General features: G+C 41.5%; 15 protein-coding genes. 13 read left to right on the top strand and 2 right to left on the bottom strand.

Translation table 11 applies throughout. The annotated features are described in order from the left end of the window. Window positions 1-27 precede the first annotated feature (27 nt). The 4 genes from V471_RS08960 to mprF all read left to right on the top strand — a co-directional run bounded on the left by V471_RS08960 (window position 28) and on the right by mprF (window position 5,763). Window positions 28-1,947 (top strand): ABC-F family ATP-binding cassette domain-containing protein, encoded by a 1,920-nt coding sequence (locus V471_RS08960; RefSeq protein WP_045772115.1) that lies wholly within the window; start codon window positions 28-30, stop codon window positions 1,945-1,947. A gap of 89 nt (window positions 1,948-2,036) precedes the next feature. After that, entirely contained in the window at window positions 2,037-2,297 is a 261-nt protein-coding gene (locus V471_RS08955; protein ID WP_002883990.1) for a YiaA/YiaB family inner membrane protein, read from the top strand. Between the two features lie 194 nt (window positions 2,298-2,491). Then, window positions 2,492-3,211 (top strand): alpha/beta fold hydrolase, encoded by a 720-nt coding sequence (locus tag V471_RS08950; protein WP_013990774.1) that lies wholly within the window; start codon window positions 2,492-2,494, stop codon window positions 3,209-3,211. Then, the gene (gene mprF, locus V471_RS08945; protein WP_013990773.1) at window positions 3,208-5,763 is read left to right on the top strand and encodes a bifunctional lysylphosphatidylglycerol flippase/synthetase MprF; all 2,556 of its coding nucleotides are present in this window, start codon (window positions 3,208-3,210) and stop codon (window positions 5,761-5,763) included. Before V471_RS08950 ends, mprF begins: the two co-directional genes overlap by 4 nt. 52 nt (window positions 5,764-5,815) lie before the next feature. On the opposite strand, the gene gatD is transcribed toward mprF, so the two are convergent. Both gatD and murT read right to left on the bottom strand, forming a co-directional pair. After that, the gene (gene gatD, locus V471_RS08940) at window positions 5,816-6,604 is read right to left on the bottom strand and encodes a lipid II isoglutaminyl synthase subunit GatD (protein ID WP_004182704.1); all 789 of its coding nucleotides are present in this window, start codon (window positions 6,602-6,604) and stop codon (window positions 5,816-5,818) included. After that, window positions 6,604-7,947 carry a lipid II isoglutaminyl synthase subunit MurT gene (murT, locus tag V471_RS08935; protein ID WP_045772114.1) on the bottom strand — a complete coding sequence of 448 codons (1,344 nt, stop codon included), beginning with the start codon at window positions 7,945-7,947 and terminating at the stop codon, window positions 6,604-6,606. Before murT ends, gatD begins: the two co-directional genes overlap by 1 nt. 101 nt (window positions 7,948-8,048) lie before the next feature. On the opposite strand from murT, the gene cdaA reads away from it, so the two are divergent. The 9 genes from cdaA (at window position 8,049) to V471_RS08890 (ending at window position 16,966) form a co-directional block, all read left to right on the top strand. Beyond that, the gene (gene cdaA, locus V471_RS08930; RefSeq protein ID WP_045768874.1) at window positions 8,049-8,900 is read left to right on the top strand and encodes a diadenylate cyclase CdaA; all 852 of its coding nucleotides are present in this window, start codon (window positions 8,049-8,051) and stop codon (window positions 8,898-8,900) included. Next, window positions 8,897-9,862 carry a CdaR family protein gene (locus V471_RS08925; protein ID WP_004182701.1) on the top strand — a complete coding sequence of 322 codons (966 nt, stop codon included), beginning with the start codon at window positions 8,897-8,899 and terminating at the stop codon, window positions 9,860-9,862. The genes cdaA and V471_RS08925 overlap by 4 nt, the downstream gene beginning before the upstream one ends. A gap of 220 nt (window positions 9,863-10,082) precedes the next feature. Beyond that, complete coding sequence (glmM, locus tag V471_RS08920; RefSeq protein WP_004182700.1) at window positions 10,083-11,435, top strand: phosphoglucosamine mutase; 1,353 nt, start codon at window positions 10,083-10,085, stop codon at window positions 11,433-11,435. Between the two features lie 2 nt (window positions 11,436-11,437). Next, on the top strand, window positions 11,438-11,878 hold the full coding sequence (locus V471_RS08915) for a GtrA family protein (RefSeq protein WP_037605588.1): 441 nt from the start codon (window positions 11,438-11,440) through the stop codon (window positions 11,876-11,878). 98 nt (window positions 11,879-11,976) lie between these two features. Further along, window positions 11,977-12,663, top strand: coding sequence for a tRNA (adenine(22)-N(1))-methyltransferase (locus V471_RS08910; RefSeq protein ID WP_004182698.1), 687 nt, complete (start codon window positions 11,977-11,979; stop codon window positions 12,661-12,663). Then, window positions 12,653-13,441, top strand: coding sequence for a Nif3-like dinuclear metal center hexameric protein (locus V471_RS08905; RefSeq protein WP_004182697.1), 789 nt, complete (start codon window positions 12,653-12,655; stop codon window positions 13,439-13,441). Before V471_RS08910 ends, V471_RS08905 begins: the two co-directional genes overlap by 11 nt. 12 nt (window positions 13,442-13,453) lie before the next feature. After that, the gene (locus tag V471_RS08900; protein ID WP_004182696.1) at window positions 13,454-14,281 is read left to right on the top strand and encodes a ZIP family metal transporter; all 828 of its coding nucleotides are present in this window, start codon (window positions 13,454-13,456) and stop codon (window positions 14,279-14,281) included. Window positions 14,282-14,345: 64 nt separating this feature from the next. Beyond that, complete coding sequence (locus V471_RS08895; protein WP_004182695.1) at window positions 14,346-15,434, top strand: NAD(P)/FAD-dependent oxidoreductase; 1,089 nt, start codon at window positions 14,346-14,348, stop codon at window positions 15,432-15,434. A gap of 185 nt (window positions 15,435-15,619) precedes the next feature. Continuing rightward, window positions 15,620-16,966, top strand: coding sequence for an acyl-CoA thioester hydrolase/BAAT C-terminal domain-containing protein (locus V471_RS08890; protein ID WP_004182694.1), 1,347 nt, complete (start codon window positions 15,620-15,622; stop codon window positions 16,964-16,966). The last annotated feature ends 114 nt before the right edge of the window (window positions 16,967-17,080 follow it).

The raw sequence follows: 17,080 nt of genomic DNA, 5'->3' as shown, positions 1-17,080 counted from the left end.
TGGCTTTTTTGGTATAATTGAAACGTTATGATTATTTTACAAGGAAACAAGATTGAGCGCTCTTTCTCAGGAGATGTGCTCTTTGATAATATTAATATTCAGGTAGATGAACGTGATCGTATTGCCCTGGTTGGCCGTAACGGTGCTGGGAAATCAACCTTATTGAAAATCTTGGTTGGAGAGGAAGCGCCGACGAGTGGTGAAATCAATACAAAACGTGATTTGAATTTGTCTTACTTGGCTCAGGATAGTCGCTTTGAGTCTAGCAATACCATCTATGCGGAAATGTTAAATGTCTTTTCAGACCTACGTGCAGATGAAAAACGTCTGCGTGACATGGAAATGAAGATGGCCGAGTTGACTGGGATAGAATTGGACAAGTTAATGACTGACTACGATCGCCTTTCCGAGGATTTCAGACAGCGTGGTGGTTTTACCTATGAATCTGATATCAGAGCTATTCTCAATGGTTTTAAGTTTGATGAAAGCATGTGGGAGATGCCCATTTCCGATCTTTCTGGAGGGCAAAACACGCGCCTGGCTTTGGCGAAAATGCTGCTTGAGAAGCCTGAGCTCTTGGTACTGGACGAACCGACCAACCACTTGGATATCGAGACCATTGCCTGGTTGGAAAATTACTTGGTCAATTATCAGGGAGCTCTAATCATTGTCAGTCACGACCGTTATTTTTTGGACAAGGTGGCGACAGTAACCCTGGATTTGACCAAACATAGTTTAGATCGTTATGTCGGAAACTATTCAAAATTCATGGATCTCAAGGCTGAAAAATTGGCTACTGAAGCAAAGAACTTCGAAAAGCAACAAAAGGAAATTGCTAAGCTGGAGGACTTTGTTAATCGTAATATTGTCCGTGCCTCTACAACTAAGCGTGCTCAAGCCCGTCGTAAACAGCTAGAGAAAATGGAACGTCTGGATAAGCCAACAGAAGGTCAAAAGTCAGCTAATATGACTTTCCATGCGGATAAGGTCTCTGGGAATGTGGTCTTGACTGTGAGGGATGCTGCCATTGGTTATGACGATGAGATTCTCTCAGAGCCGATTTCCCTGGATGTTAAGAAGATGGATGCCATTGCTATTGTGGGACCTAATGGTATAGGGAAAACAACCTTTATCAAGTCGGTAGTAGGTAAGCTGCCATTTATCAAGGGAACATCAACTTATGGTGCCAATGTTGAAGTGGGTTACTATGACCAAACCCAATCTGCCTTGACACCGTCCAACACTGTTCTTGATGAGTTGTGGAATGATTTTGCGACAACTCCTGAAGTTGAGATTCGTAACCGTCTGGGAGCCTTTCTCTTCTCAGGAGATGATGTCAAAAAGTCGGTTTCTATGCTTTCGGGTGGTGAGAAGGCTCGCCTGCTCCTAGCTAAATTATCAATGGAAAACAACAATTTCCTCATCCTAGATGAGCCGACCAACCACTTGGACATTGATAGTAAGGAAGTCTTGGAAAATGCCCTCATTGACTTTGATGGAACGCTTCTTTTTGTCAGCCACGACCGTTACTTTATCAACCGAGTGGCAACCAAAGTGATGGAAATTTCTGAGGATGGAGCAACCATTTATCTTGGAGACTACGATTACTACCTTGAGAAGAAGGCGGAGCTTGAAGAGTTAGCACGTCTTGAGGCAGAGGAAAATCAAGTATCAGAGGAAGTCCAAGTGGCTTCAGCGGGTGCTAGTGATTATCAAGCTCAAAAAGCCAATCAAAAAGAGATGCGTAAACTAAGTCGACGCATTGAGCAAATTGAAAATGAGCTAGAGACAATTGAGGAACGCTTGGAGGAAATTTCTGCTGCCATGCTTGAAACAAATGAAGTGGTGGAATTGTCTGACTTGCAGAAAGAGCTGGATGACTTATCAGTTTCTCAAGAAGCTCTGATGGAAGAGTGGAGTGATTTATCAGAACAATTGGAAGGTTAAGGGATGATGAAAACCTTTTCATGCTTTGAGTTGTGAAAGGCTTACATTGTTGGTATACTAGTCTTAGTATATAAAAGGAGACTAACTTTATGAACAAAGTAAAGAAAAAAGTGTATCGTAACACAACATCTTTCAACATGATGGCATGGGGATCATTTGCCTTCTTCGTAATCTTGATGTTGGTAGGCCTCTATACCCTTAAAGAGCCTTTGATGGTTAAGGGTTACTACCTCATGGGATGTGTAGGATTGATTTCATCATCATTTACAGTATCTAAGGTTGTCCGTGATAACCAAGAAGATGAAGAAAACTATAACAAACTCATCGCTCAACAAACTTTCGAACAATAAGAAGAGAAGCCTGAAAAGGCTTTTTCTTTTTGCAGAAAATGCACAAATATTCTGACTCTTTCCTAGTGGAAGTGTTATAATGGAGTGAAGAGGGTTAGATGATTTTGGAATGAGTAAGTCCAATTCATCAGCCTCAATGCCTTATAAGACTAATTATCGTATAAGAATGCGTTAGTGAAAAGGTAGGTAATATTATGGAATTCAAAGTGAAAGATGGTCAAATCATCTATTATCGTGATCTCGGTAAAGGCTTTCCAATTGTTTTTTTGCATGGCAATAATTTGTCAGGAAATTACTTTGGTAAGCAAGGAATTCTGTATCGAGACTATCGTTTAATTTTCATTGATAGTCGTAATCACGGCAGGTCCAGTCGTCAAAGTGTTAAGATGACCTTTGAACAGATGGCTGCCGATTTGGAGGAAATTTTGCAATATTTGAATATCAAGAAGGCCTTATTTGTCGGTCATAGTGACGGTGCCAATTTGGCTATGGTTTATGCTAGTCGTTATCCTGACCGGATTGCAGGGCTCTTGCTTAATGCGGGAAATATGACCTTTAATGGGTTGACGAGACGCTCAAGATTCGCGGTCTATATACAATATCTTTGCTTAAAAGCCTTGTCACCATTTTCATCTAAAATGGATATCATGGCTCAGGTAACGGGGCTTATGCTTCATGACTTGCCACTAGATAGGGAACGTCTACATCAGGCTGCCTATCCTGTTTGGGTAGTTATGGGGCAAAGGGATGTTATCAGTATCAGGCATTCTAGGGAGATTTCGGAACTCTTTCCAATTCATAAGCTTTATGTCCAACGTCGAGAAGGGCATCGTCTAGCTCAACGTAAATATAAGATTTTCAATCAAATGATTCGTGAGCTTGTGAGAATTAGTCGAAAAGAGGTGGTGGCATGAAGCGTCTTTTAGAGAGACTTCAACCTTTAAAAGCGGCCGTTAAATCTATCTTCTTTATCTCGATTACGGTTCTTGTCGTCATAGAATTGGTTCGCCTCAAACGGACCATCACTTTAGAGTCACTTGAGTCAGCTCTGGGCGGTTTGTCTATTTGGCATCTTGTTTTGATGGCTATCATCGGACTAGTCGCTGTCTCCCCTATGCTCTTTTATGACATCATACTGAATAAGGAGCTAGAAACGGATTATTCCAAATCCTATATCTTAGAAACTAGTTGGGCTGTTAACACCATTAATAATTTAGCTGGTTTTGCTGGTTTGGTCGATGTGGGTCTGAGATATTCCTTTTATTCTGAGGATGGGCAGGAAAAGACGGGTGTTAAGGCACTTTCTCGTTTATTGCCTTACTTTATGTCGGGCCTATCCCTTTTAAGTGGTTTGGTATTCGCTGTCTTTTGGTTCTTCCCTCTAAGTCCAGATTTAAGAAAGTATTGGTTACTGTTATTGGGGATTTTCCTTTATCTGCCTTTTATTTTCTTTGTTTCTAGTCGTGAAAAATTAGCCTATTTTGGTCAAGTACCATTGAAAACGAGGCTAAGTCTTCTTTTAGCTTCGACAGCTGAATGGGGAACGGCCCTTGGAAGCTTTGTAAGTGTAGCTTATTTAATGGGCTTGCATGTTCCTCTTTATAATTTGATTCCTCTTTATTTCCTAGCAGTTATTATTGGTATCTTCTCTATGATTCCGGGTGGGATTGGTAGTTTCGATTTGATTGTGATTACCGGTCTGACCTCTATGGGGGTTAGCAATGCTCTAGCGGTTAGTCTGCTCTTGCTCTTTCGTTTAACCTACTACATTATTCCTTTCTTGTTAGGTGTTGTCTTCTTTTTCAAACACATGGGAGGGCGTATCAACGAGAAATACTTCAAACTTTCTTCACGAGTATTTGGTGGAAGTCTCCACCGCTTTCTTGTGTATTTGCTACGTTTTTCAGGGATTTTCTTGATTTTGTCAGCCTTAATCCCAGAACGCTTGGCAAATGTCTACTTTATTAGCCGTTTTAATCCTATTCAGGAACAGTTGATTTGGCAATTCCCAAGTATCCTATTTGGAACTCTATTCATTTTCATGGCTCGTCTCATCAGACGTCGGGTGAAGGGAGCTTTCATTGCTTCCTTAATAACCTTTGTCTTGACCTTGATTTATGTCAATCTCAATGGTATTTCTTGGGCTATGTCATTCCTAATTGTACTCTCTTTGGTGCTTATGTTGATCATCAGAAAGAGGTTGTATCATCGTTACTTTGTTTATAGTTGGGAAGACAAAACCAAGGATTTCCTTTTCCTAGCCTTTACTATTCTGGTTCTTCTTGTTCTGGGTGGCAGCGGTTTTTGGTCTCATTTATTGCCACCTAAGAACCGGGATGTTCTTGGACATTTTGTTCATATTTGGTTTGATATTTTACTGGCATCAGTTATCATTGCAACTATTGTTTGGGGAGTCTTGAGAATTTTGGCACCCCGCAGGACTTTTGGTCAAAGTATGGATGATGAGCGCTTTACAGCTCTCCTTGAGAAATACGGAGGTGCATCAGAAAGTGCCTTGGCTTATTTACATGATAAACGCCTCTTTTGGTATCGTGTCGATGGACAAGACCAGGTAGTTTTCCAATTTGCACAAACCAGCAATAAGTGTGTGGTTATGGGAAATCCAATTGGTAATGAAAACTATTACCGAGCAGCTTGGGAATCTTTCTTGAAGACACTATCAGATTGGAATTTACAAGCCTTGTTTTATGAGGCAGACGAGAGTATTACCCTGATGCTTCATGATTATGGCTTTGATTTTATGAAATTTGGGGAAAACGCCATGGTTGATTTGACGACATTCTCTGTCGATGGTAAGCATGGTAAGAAGTTCCGTAAACCAACCAATCGTGTCGAAAAAGCAGGTTTCCAGTTTAAGTTACTTGATCCTCCATTTTCAGAGACTCAGATGCAAGAAATGAAGGCTGTCTCAGATATTTGGCTTAACGGTCGTAAGGAGAAGGGTTTCTCTCTTGGTTTCTTTGATGAAGCTTATCTGCAGCAGGCACCGATTGCTATTGTTGAGAGTGAGGAAGGAGAAATTGTAGCCTTTGCCAACATCATGCCAACCAATAACAAACGGGTGGCGACGATTGACCTTATGCGTTATGATTTTGAAAAGGCTCCTGAAGGCATCATGGATTACCTCTTTGTCAAACTCTTCCAGTACTTCCAAGCGGAAGGAAAGCAATACTTTGATATGGGAATGGCTCCACTCGCGAATGTGGGTACTGAAGAAGATAGCTTCTTGGAAGAGAAGGTTGCCAATTTGGTCTATGTCTTTGCACAACGTTTTTACTCTTTTAGTGGACTCCAACGTTATAAGGAGAAGTTTTCTCCAATATGGTCTCCAAAATACATTGTTTATCCTAAACGAACTTGGCTCTTGTTTGATATGATTGCCATTTTAAGGATTGATAATCGTAAAATTGAAGACAGATTGAAGAAAAGACGTCTTTGGAAATAGATATAAAAAATAGCGAAACCTTTGGGTTTCGCTATTTTGCTATGTCATAGAATTATTTCTCAAATTCTGCTTTTGATTTAGTATCTGCGTATTCTTCAGCAATCTCACTTGAGAGAATGTCATCATAACTTGGCAATTCAATGTCTTGGCCATATTTGTTACGAAGGGCAGTTGTGACCAAGCGGTAGGCAAGGTTGGCGTTACGAGAAAGAATTGGTCCATGGAAGTAGCTACCATAAACATTTTTATAGTGGACCCCTTCAGTACCATCTTCCTTGTTATTACCATTACCGTAGACCACTTTGCCAAGTGGTTTTTCGTCATCAGAAAGGAAGGTACGCCCTTGGTGATTTTCAAAACCATAGTAAGTTTCATCAAACTCTTCGTTATGGATTTTGATATCACCGATGTAACGGTTATTTTCTTGATTAAGGGTGTAGTGGCCCATGACGCCGATACCATCAATACGGACACCGTTAGCCTGGATGTAATATTGTCCAAGAAGTTGGAAACCACCACAGATGGCTAGGATTACTTTATTATCTTGGATGAATTGACCAATGGCATCACGTTTAGATGGGAGATCTTTGGCAACGATAGATTGTTCGTAGTCTTGACCACCTCCAAAGAAGACCATGTCGTAGTGGTCCTTATCGAAGTCATCACCAACTGAAACGATGTCGAAGGTCATCTTAGCACCAAGTTTTTCACCCACGTATTTGATCATAAGGACATTACCGTTGTCACCGTAGGTATTGAGCAGATTACCATAAAGGTGGGCAACATTTAGGTCGTAGGTGTAGTCACGATTTTCTGGAGATTTGAGTGAAGTATAGGTCATTAGTTCATCTCCTTTCCGACAGCATGACGTTGAGCAAGAATATCACGGAATTCAAGCATGGCAGTATAGGTCGCCAAGATATAGGCATGGTCGCAATCTTGTTTTTCAATCAAGGCCATAATATCTTCAAGTTTTTCTGCTTGCGTAATCTTATCCTCTGGATAGCCAGTCACACGAAGGCGGCGGGCAATTTCAGAATGGCGAACACCACCAGCATTAATCTCAGGGATATCCATCTCGAGAATGCTTTCAAAGTTGGCATCCCAAATCCAGCTGGTATCAATACCATCAGCATAGTTAGCATTAAGAAGGACTGACAAGCTAAATGGATAATCGGCAAGTTTAATCATGTCAAGAGCTTGGCTAGCTCCTACGGGATTCTTAATTAGTACGAGAGTACATGATTTGTCACCAATCTTAAAGGTTTCTTGGCGTCCAAAGACAGCACGACTCTTATCAAAACCAGCTTTGATTTGCTCTGGAGCCACTCCGAAGAATTCAGCGACAGAAACCGCAGCAAGAGCATTGTAGATGTTATAAAGACCACCGACATTAATCTTGTAATCTTGTCCATCAATGACAAATTCAGAAGTTGTGTTGGTGATTTTAGTCAACTCTGTTAGCTTATAGTCTAATTCTGGACGGTGGAAGTCGCAGTTAAGGCACACATAGTCACCCAAGTTAGCGTAAGTATTAAGTCGATACTGAAGAATACTCTCACATTTAGGGCAGACAATGCCTTCAGTATTATAATGTGCCAGCTCTGGGGCGTGTTTTTCAGTGTCAAAACCGTAGAAACGCACGGGATTGACCACCTCTTTAGAATTGAAAAGAGGACTGTCTCCATTAGCCAAAATAGTAGCCTCAGGCGCCTTGGTAGCACCATCTAAAATCATCTGATAAGTGGTATAGATTTCACCATAGCGGTCCATTTGGTCACGGAAAATATTTGTGAAAACAAAAAGACTTGGAGTGATGTATTCAGTGATTTTTGGAAGGCTGGCCTCGTCAATTTCCAAGACAGCAATTTTCTTACCAGACTTGGCTTTTTTAGCTGTTAGGAAAGTAGAAGTGATCCCTGTGATCATGTTGGCCCCACTAGGATTGGTCACAATCTCACCAAAAGCTTCTTTAAGAATACCTACTGTCAAAGCTGTTGTCAGAGTCTTACCGTTGGTTCCAGTGACAACGACAATCTCGTAGTTCTTGGCTAAAGTGTCTAAAATATCTTTGTCAAATTTAAGGGCAATTTTTCCAGGCAGGGTTGAACCACGTCCCAATTTTGAAAGGACGAAATGGCTAGCTTTACCCGCCAGAATTCCCATGGTAGTTTTCATAGTCATGAATTTATTTTATCACAAAAAGTAGTGATTGTAGTCTCAAAATAGTTAGAATTCGTGGTATAATAGACACTGTTTAAAAATTAAAAGAAAGTGTGATATGTATGGGAATACTTTCGTCCATTGATATTGATTTTTGGCGGTCACTCTTCGATAGTCCGCTGAAAGTTATCGTCAATAGTTTGGACATATTGATTGTTGCTTTTTTAATTTATCGCTTTATTAGGGCCCTACGAGGGACAAAAATTATGACCCTTGTTCAAGGGGTTGTCTTATTTATTTTTGTCAAACTGATTTCTGATTTTATAGGCTTCACGACGATTTCTTATTTGATGAATCAGGTCATCAACTATGGAGCCATTGCGGCGGTTGTGATCTTTGCGCCAGAGCTTCGTTCTGCACTTGAAACCTTTGGGCGTACGCCTCAGCATTTTTTGCAAAGTAAAGAGGTTAGTTCAGACGAGAAGTTGGTTCAAGCCTTTGTTAAAGCTGTTAAGTACATGAGTCCTCGTAAGATTGGGGCCTTGGTTTCTATTGAACAGACTCAGACCTTACAAGAGCAGATTGCGACGGGGATTCCGCTTGATGCGGTGGTGACTGGGGAACTATTAATTAATATTTTCATCCCAAATACACCGCTTCATGATGGAGCAGTTATCATCAGAGATAACAAGGTTGCGACGGCTTGTTCTTATCTGCCATTGACGGAATCTAATAAGATTTCCAAAGAGTTTGGAACTAGGCACAGAGCTGCCATTGGTCTTTCAGAACAAACAGATGCGCTTACCTTTGTTGTTTCTGAGGAGACTGGTGCGATTTCTATTGCTTACAAGGGAAATTTCATCCATGATCTTTCTATTCAAGAATTTGAACAAGAGTTGAGTCTTATCTTGTTGAAAGAACAAGAACCACGTCAGTCATTCTTCCAACGTTGGATTGGAGGTAGCAAAAAATGAAGTGTTTTGTAAATTTCTTTAAAAACGATCGTTTATGGCAGATACTAGTTGCACTCTTCTTTGCTGTAGTACTCTTTTTCACAGCCTGGTCGGGGAACGCGCAAAATAAACAGAATAGTTCAAGTGCATCTAATACCTTTACACAAACCATTGAGTCGGTTCCTGTGGATATAAAATATGATAGTGATAAGTACTTTATCAGTGGTTATTCCTATGATGCCGAAGTCTATTTGACGGCGACAACACAGCTGGCTTTAACGACTGAGACAAGTAGTGATACACGTCACTTTAAATTAGTTGCTGATTTGTCAAATTTAGGCCAAGGAACCAGTCGAGTACCTATTCAGGTTAAGGATCTTCCAGCCGGAATGTCTGCGCAGGTATCTCCATCAACCTTGACGGCAACTATTGGCAAAAAAGCCAGCAAGACCTTTGATGTAGTAGCTAATATTACATCAGATAAGTTGGCAAATGGTTATGAAGTGAAAAAAGTTAGCCTGGATGAAACCAAGGTAGAAGTGACGTCGAGTGAAGATATCATTAACCAGATTGACCATGTTCAAGCAGTATTGGAAGGTGATTCCAACCTGTCTGAAGATTATGATGGTAACCTGGTTCTTCAAGCCGTTTCGGCAAATGGAACAGTCCTAGCAAGTTCTATCTCACCAGCTAAGGTACACGCCAAGATTAATTTGAGAAAATTAAGCAAATCTGTTCCTGTCAAGGTTGAACTGACTGGAGATAAGGCTAGCAATGTGTCTAATATCAGCTATAGCTTTGATCGTGGGCATGTGACTATCGTTGGTAGCCAAGAAGCTATGGATAAGATTGATAGCATCACAGTCCCTGTGGACATTAGCCAAGTGACTAAGGATACTTCAAAAACAATAGACCTTAAGGCAGAAGGTGTTACGGTTCAGCCTGGCACTGTTAAGGTTAACTTAAAAGTCACGCAAAAATAGGGGAGTTACATTTTCCCCAAATTCATGTATAATGGATGGGACTGAGAGGGCCTAATCTCATAAAAATGTAACCAATTAAAAATGTTTAAAATCAAGGGTTGAAAATATTGGCGAAATCTTATAAAGTTAGATTATCTAGATAGATTTCACTAGATTGACTCTTGCTAAACAGCATCACAGTTTAAGGAGGATTTAGTGCTCAAGCACTAATAATAAAATTATGGGTAAATATTTTGGAACAGACGGTGTTCGTGGAGAAGCAAACGTTGAACTTACGCCTGAATTGGCCTTTAAATTAGGTCGTTTTGGTGGTTATGTGCTTAGCCAACATGAGACTGGCCGTCCTAAAGTTTTTGTGGCACGTGATACACGTATTTCTGGTGAGATGTTGGAATCTGCCTTAGTAGCAGGTTTGCTCTCAGTGGGTATTGAAGTCTACAAACTTGGAGTACTTGCAACACCTGGTGTCTCATATTTGGTTCGTACAGAAAATGCAAGTGCCGGTGTTATGATTTCAGCCAGCCATAATCCAGCTCTTGATAATGGCATCAAGTTCTTTGGTGGTGATGGCTTTAAATTGGATGATGCGCGTGAAGCGGAAATTGAAGCCCTTCTCGATGCTGCAGAAGATACGCTTCCACGCCCTTCAGCTGAAGGACTTGGAACCCTTGTGGATTATCCAGAAGGTCTTCGTAAATATGAAAAATTCTTGGTAGCTACAGGTGTTGACCTTGGTGGTATGAAGGTTGCCTTGGATGCGGCTAATGGTGCGGCTGCGGTATCTGCACGTAATATTTTCCTTGATTTGAACGCAGAAATCGCTGTCATTGGTGACCAACCTGATGGCCTTAACATCAATGCTGGTGTTGGTTCGACACACCCAGAGCAGTTGCAAGCCTTGGTTAAAGAAACTGGCTCAGCTATCGGTCTTGCCTTTGATGGTGACAGTGACCGTCTCATCGCTGTTGATGAAAATGGTGATATTGTTGATGGTGACAAGGTGATGTACATCATCGGTAAACATTTGTCACAAAAGGGCGAGTTGTTTAAAAATACCATTGTGACAACAGTTATGTCAAACCTTGGTTTCCACAAGGCACTTGACCGTGAAGGTATTAACAAGGCAGTGACTGCTGTTGGTGACCGTTACGTTGTCGAAGAAATGCGTAAAAACGGCTACAACCTTGGTGGTGAACAATCTGGACACGTTATTATCATGGATTACAACACAACTGGTGATGGCCAATTGACAGCAATCCAATTGACTAAAGTCATGGTTGAAACAGGTAAGAGCTTGTCTGAATTGGCTTCAGAAGTGACTATCTATCCACAAAAATTGGTTAATATCCGTGTGGAAAATAGCATGAAAGATAAGGCTATGGAAGTTCCTGCAATTGCGGCTATCATTGAAAAAATGGAAGCTGAGATGGCTGGAAATGGCCGTATCTTGGTTCGTCCAAGTGGTACAGAACCTCTCCTTCGTGTTATGGCAGAAGCACCAACAGATGATGAAGTGAATTACTACGTTGATACGATTGCTGATGTTGTTCGTGCAGAAATTGGATTGGACTAAGTATGATAGCTAAACTGAGAGCCTTCATGGCTACCGAAGTTTTCAAGTACCTTTTCTTTGGTGTCTTGGCAACTTTGGTCTATATGGTTAGTCGTACTTTGATTTTCCAGTTTACTCAACAAGGAGCACTTTCAGCAGTCTTAGCAAATGCGATTGCCATTATCTTTGCCTTTTTTACAAATGACATGTTTGTCTTTAATCAGGAAAAGACAGGTATGGTCACGCGCTTTGTTAAGTTCGTGGGAGCCCGCCTCTTGACCTTGGTCTTGGATTTGGCTCTGGCCTATTTCTTGGTTGATACCTATCCAGAAATTATTGGTCAATTTGTTGGTCATAGTCATGCTTGGGTAAATGGTATCGAGAGTTTGTTCTCTCAGGTCCTTATCATTGTATTGAACTACATTATTTCTAAATTTTTCGTCTTTACAGGCGAGAAAGTATAAACAAAAAGGAAGTTGTTAGGAAATGTGTTAAAAGCATTTCTTACCAACCTCCTTTTTTGATATAATTGAAGAGACTTAAAAAAATAGAAAGATGAAACATGTACGTACAATTATCTCAACGCCTCAAGGACGTAGCAACCTATGTTCCGAAAGGCGCAAAACTCTTGGATGTAGGCAGTGATCATGCCTATCTTCCGATTTATTTACTTGAAAAAGGTTTGATTACTTCAGCTATTGCTGGTGAAGTGGTAAAAGGCCCTTATGAATCTGCTCTTGCTAATGTCTCAGCTTCTGGTTTCCAAGATAAAATCGACGTGCGCTTGGCTAATGGCTTGGCTGCCTTCGAACCTGCTGATGAGGTAACAACTATCACGATTTGTGGCATGGGAGGACGTCTTATTGCGGATATCCTAGATGCTGGAAAGGACAAACTAACAGGCGTAGACCGTCTGATTTTACAACCAAATAATCGTGAAGATGATCTCCGTATTTGGTTGATGGAAAATGGTTTTGAGATTATTGCCGAATCCATCATGACTGAAAATGGCAAATACTACGAAATCATGGTGGCAGAAGCTGGACATATGAGCCTTTCAGACAAGGAAGTGCGTTTTGGTCCTCATCTCATGAAAGAACAATCTCAGGTTTTCCAGCTCAAATGGCAGCGAGAAATCAATAAACTTGAGATTGCCTTAGGATCCATTCCTCTTGCCAATCAGACTGACCGTGCAGCTATTGAAGATAAAATTCAAACCATTAAGGAGGTTTTGAACCATGTTAGCTAGTGAACTTATCAAGACTTATGAGGAATTTTGTCCACAGGAGCTTTCCATGGAAGGTGATGTGGTTGGCTTGCAAATTGGCAGTCTGGATAAGGAGATTCAGAAGGTCATGGTTACCTTGGATGTTCGTGAAAATACAGTAGCTGAAGCTATTGAAAAAGGTGTGGACCTTATCATTGCTAAACACGCTCCAATTTTCCGTCCAGTTAAGGATTTGGTCTCTTCGCCTGACCGAGATATTTTGCTTGACCTGGTTAAGCATGATATTGCAGTCTATGTGAGTCATACTAATATTGATGTTGTCAATGATGGGCTTAATGATTGGTTTTGTGACATACTTGACATTAAAGACACCACTTATTTAACACAGACTTCTGAAAATCATGGAATCGGTCGAGTGGGTGATATCGTGCCACAGACCATTGAAGAACTTGCTCTTAAAGTAAAAGCAGTTTTTGGCTTGGACAGTGTTCGCTTGGTTCGTTATGACCATAATAATCCTCTTGTTAGCCGTGTGGCTATTTGTGGGGGTAGTGGTCAAGGATTTTACAAGGATGCTTTGAAAAAGGGCGCACAAGTCTTTATCACTGGTGATGTTTACTACCATACAGGGCAAGAAATGATTACTAATGGTCTCTTGGCTATTGACCCTGGGCACCATGTTGAAGCCCTCTTTATCTCAAAGATTGCTGAAAAACTTGAGGCTTGGAAACGTGAGCATGATTGGAATGTGACCATACTTGAGAGTCAGTCCTCAACTAATCCTTTTGATCATTTGTAGGAGGATGTGTCTTTGACTTGGCTTTTACATCAAAATGTGGTCTTTTTGGCCTTACTTGCAGGTCTTTTTACTTGGGGCTGTACCATTGTCGGTTCGGCCATTGTTTTCTTCTTCAAGAATATTAGTCGTAAATTGTTAGATATCATGATGGGCTTTGCGGCTGGTGTCATGATTGCGGCCTCTTTTTGGTCACTTTTGGATCCCTCTTTAACCTATGCGACTCAAAATGGCTATGGGAAATGGTCCTGGTTCCCTGCGGCAGCTGGCTTCTTGCTTGGTGGTGTTGCCCTCCGTTTAATTGATGCCGTCGTTCCTCATTTGCATTTAGGAAATGACATCTCAAAAGCAGAAGGGATTCAACCTCGTAAGAAAAAGTTGTCTAAAACAGCCTTGCTCTTTTTGGCTATCACGATTCATAATTTTCCAGAGGGATTGGCGGTTGGTGTTACCTTTGGTGCCCTAGCTGGTGGGAATATGACACTTGCTGGTCTCATGGGAGCCATTGGTCTAGCTATCGGTATTGGTTTGCAGAATGTCCCTGAAGGTGCAGCCCTCTCTATTCCTATTCGAGCAGATGGAAAATCTCGTATCAAGGCCTTTTATTGGGGATCTATGTCAGCCATCGTGGAGCCTATAGGGGCTGTTATGGGAGCTGCTCTTGTTATGTGGATGATGGCGATTATTCCTTATGCTTTGGCTTTTGCGGCTGGTGCCATGATCTTTGTGGTAACGGAGGAATTGATTCCTGAATCACAAACCAATGGTAATACTGACGTCACCACCTTAGGACTCATGGTTGGCTTTGTCGTCATGATGGTCATGGACGTGGCCTTAGGTTAAAAATACTAGAGAGCTGTGCCTATTGATATAGGACTCAGCTCTTTTCAAATAGATGGAGTAAAAAATGAAAATAGCAATTGTTGGTGCAGGTATCGTCGGTTCAACGGCTGCCTACTACTTATCAAAAGAAAAAGACGCAGAGGTTACAGTATTTGATCATGGTCTCGGGCAAGCCACCAAGGCGGCAGCAGGGATTATCAGCCCCTGGTTTTCCAAGCGTCGTAATAAAGCCTGGTATCGAATGGCCCGTTTGGGAGCCGATTTTTACCAAGATTTAGTTTCAGATCTTGAAAATGATGGTTATGACACGAGCTTCTATGATCAGTCTGGTGTAGCCCTTCTCAAGAAAGATGATAGTAAGTTGGACGGTTTGTATCAGCATGCAGAAACTAGGCTAGAAGAATCACCCATTATTGGTGAACTCTCTATAAAAAATGCTGCCGACCTCCCTGAATTTACTGGATTTGACCGTTATCTCTATGCTTCTGGAGGTGCCAGAGTGGAGGGGGCAGAATTAACATCTACTTTGATTGAGGCCTCTGGTTTTGAAAAGGTAGAGGGTCTAGTCATACTATCTCCTCTTGATAATGGCACTTACGAGATTAATGGGCAAACTTTTGATAAGGTCATTCTCGCTTGTGGTGCCTGGCTAGGTCAAACACTCGAGCCCCTTGGTTTTGACGTAGATGTTCGCCCCCAAAAGGGGCAATTGCGCGACTATTTCTTTGAGGGCATGGATACTGGTAGATTACCTGTTCTGATGCCAGAGGGCGAATTGGATGTCATTCCTTTTGCTGGTGGAAAGATTTCGGTAGGGGCCAGCCATGAAAATGACCAAGGCTTTGATTTGACAGTTGATGAGACTGTACTTGCAAGTCTGGAGGAAGAGGCTAAGACCTATTTCCCTGACTTAAGTACGGCCAAGTCCTTCTCAGAACGTGTGGGAACTAGAGCCTACACGAGTGATTTCTCACCTTTCTTTGGAGAAGTTCCAGAGCTTGAGGGTGTCTTTGTCGCCTCTGGTTTAGGATCTTCAGGACTTACGACAGGGCCACTTATTGGAAAAAATTTGGTTGATTTGGTTATGAACCGATCTGGTAGTTTGGACAGTGCAGATTATCCAGTGGCTCAGTACGTTAAGAAAAAAGACTAATAGTATTAAAGCCCTCCAATATATTGAAATTTATGAATCAGTTAGCTATTTCTCCTTATTGAGGGATGCTAGCTGATTCTTTTTATTAGAATTTCTTTGCATCTATTTCTTATTTGATTAGAAAATGATAAAATAGTAACTGTTCATCGATTGTAGGTGAATACTAATAAAAAAGGGGAGGGACTATGTTCCAAAAAGTTAAAGTATATGTGACAGTCCTTGTTACTTTGCTAGCCATAAGTTTAGGCCTATCTGTCAAAGCAGGGGCAGCAGAAGACTTGGCTGTGACAAAGACAAGTATTGTTCTAGAAAGTTATGAGTTTGGACCGGCTGTAACCAAAGTCATTTTTGAATTTAATCAGAAGGTCACGCCAGAGGTTGTCCACAGCTCAACTCAGGTTACAACAGCAGGGGTCAGTCGTCAGGTAACGAACTCTTATGTTTCTGATGATAAGGGGCATGTGGTCTATTATGACAATAGCAAGTACGTGACGCTTGAATTGAGCCTACCGTCTTATAACCGCTACAACATGGGTGGGAATGCTGAACCTATGTATTTCAACCTTTCTACTTGGACTAACCAATGGCTGGAAAGTTATATGGTATCAATGAAAGACTTGTCAGTAGTGGCAGAAGGTAGTAGTCAGTCACAGATGGTTTCATCTGAGCAAGATGCCATCAACAATCGTTTGATGCCAACGACGGAGGTTTTCGACGAGCGAGGAGAGGTAGGTAACATGCAGTATGCGGCTTATAGTGCCCAGACTGGTACAGGGAATAGCACCAAACCATTGATAGTCTGGTTACACGGTATTGGTGAAAGAGGGACAGATATGAATATTCCGCTTCTTTCAAATGACGTCTATGCGCTTACCCAGCCTGAGATTCAAGGCCATTTCTTAACAACTGGTGATCAGGCGCGTGGGGTTAATGTTCTGGCTGTTCAAACGCAGACACCTTGGGGATCAGATAATGCAGCCCAACTCAAAGAGACCATTGATACCTACCTAGCTAATCACCCTGAGGTAGATAAGGGACGAATCTATCTTGCGGGAGTTTCAAATGGTGGTGGTATGGTCTTGACCATGGGAGCAACCTATCCAGATTATTTTGCAGCTCTCATTCCAATAGCAGCGCCACTAACTGTTGACCAATCTGGAATTGATAAACTGAAGAACCAGCCTATGTGGTTGATTCACACAAAGGCAGACGCAACAGTCCAACCAGAAAATAGTGTCTTGCCTTTATATAAGAGCTTGATTACCTCTGGAGCTACTAACAAGTGGTTCTCATACTTTGAAACAGCTACTGGGACTGATCTTCCTGGGACAGAGTATGATGGGCATTGGGCTTGGATTTATTTCTTCCATGACCAGGTGATTGGCGTTCAGCATCCTGAAAATACGAAAAATTGGGACGGTTACAGCGGTATGGTAGCCACCGATCCAACTAATGGAGGTGGCTCTCGTGCCAGTGTCAATGGACAAACTTATAACAGTATCTTTGACTGGATGAGTGCACAAAGACACTAAGAGGATGATAATCACACTCCCCAAAGGGAATATTACAAGATATTATCCTCAATCTAAAGGGGTTTCAATCGAAATCCTTTTTTAGATTGGATTAAGAAAATGGGCACTTGTGAT

The organism is Streptococcus salivarius (genome assembly GCF_002094975.1).
In the GTDB taxonomy this organism is placed as follows: Bacteria; Bacillota; Bacilli; order Lactobacillales; family Streptococcaceae; genus Streptococcus; species Streptococcus salivarius_D.
This window is presented reverse-complemented; position numbering and strand designations above follow the sequence as displayed.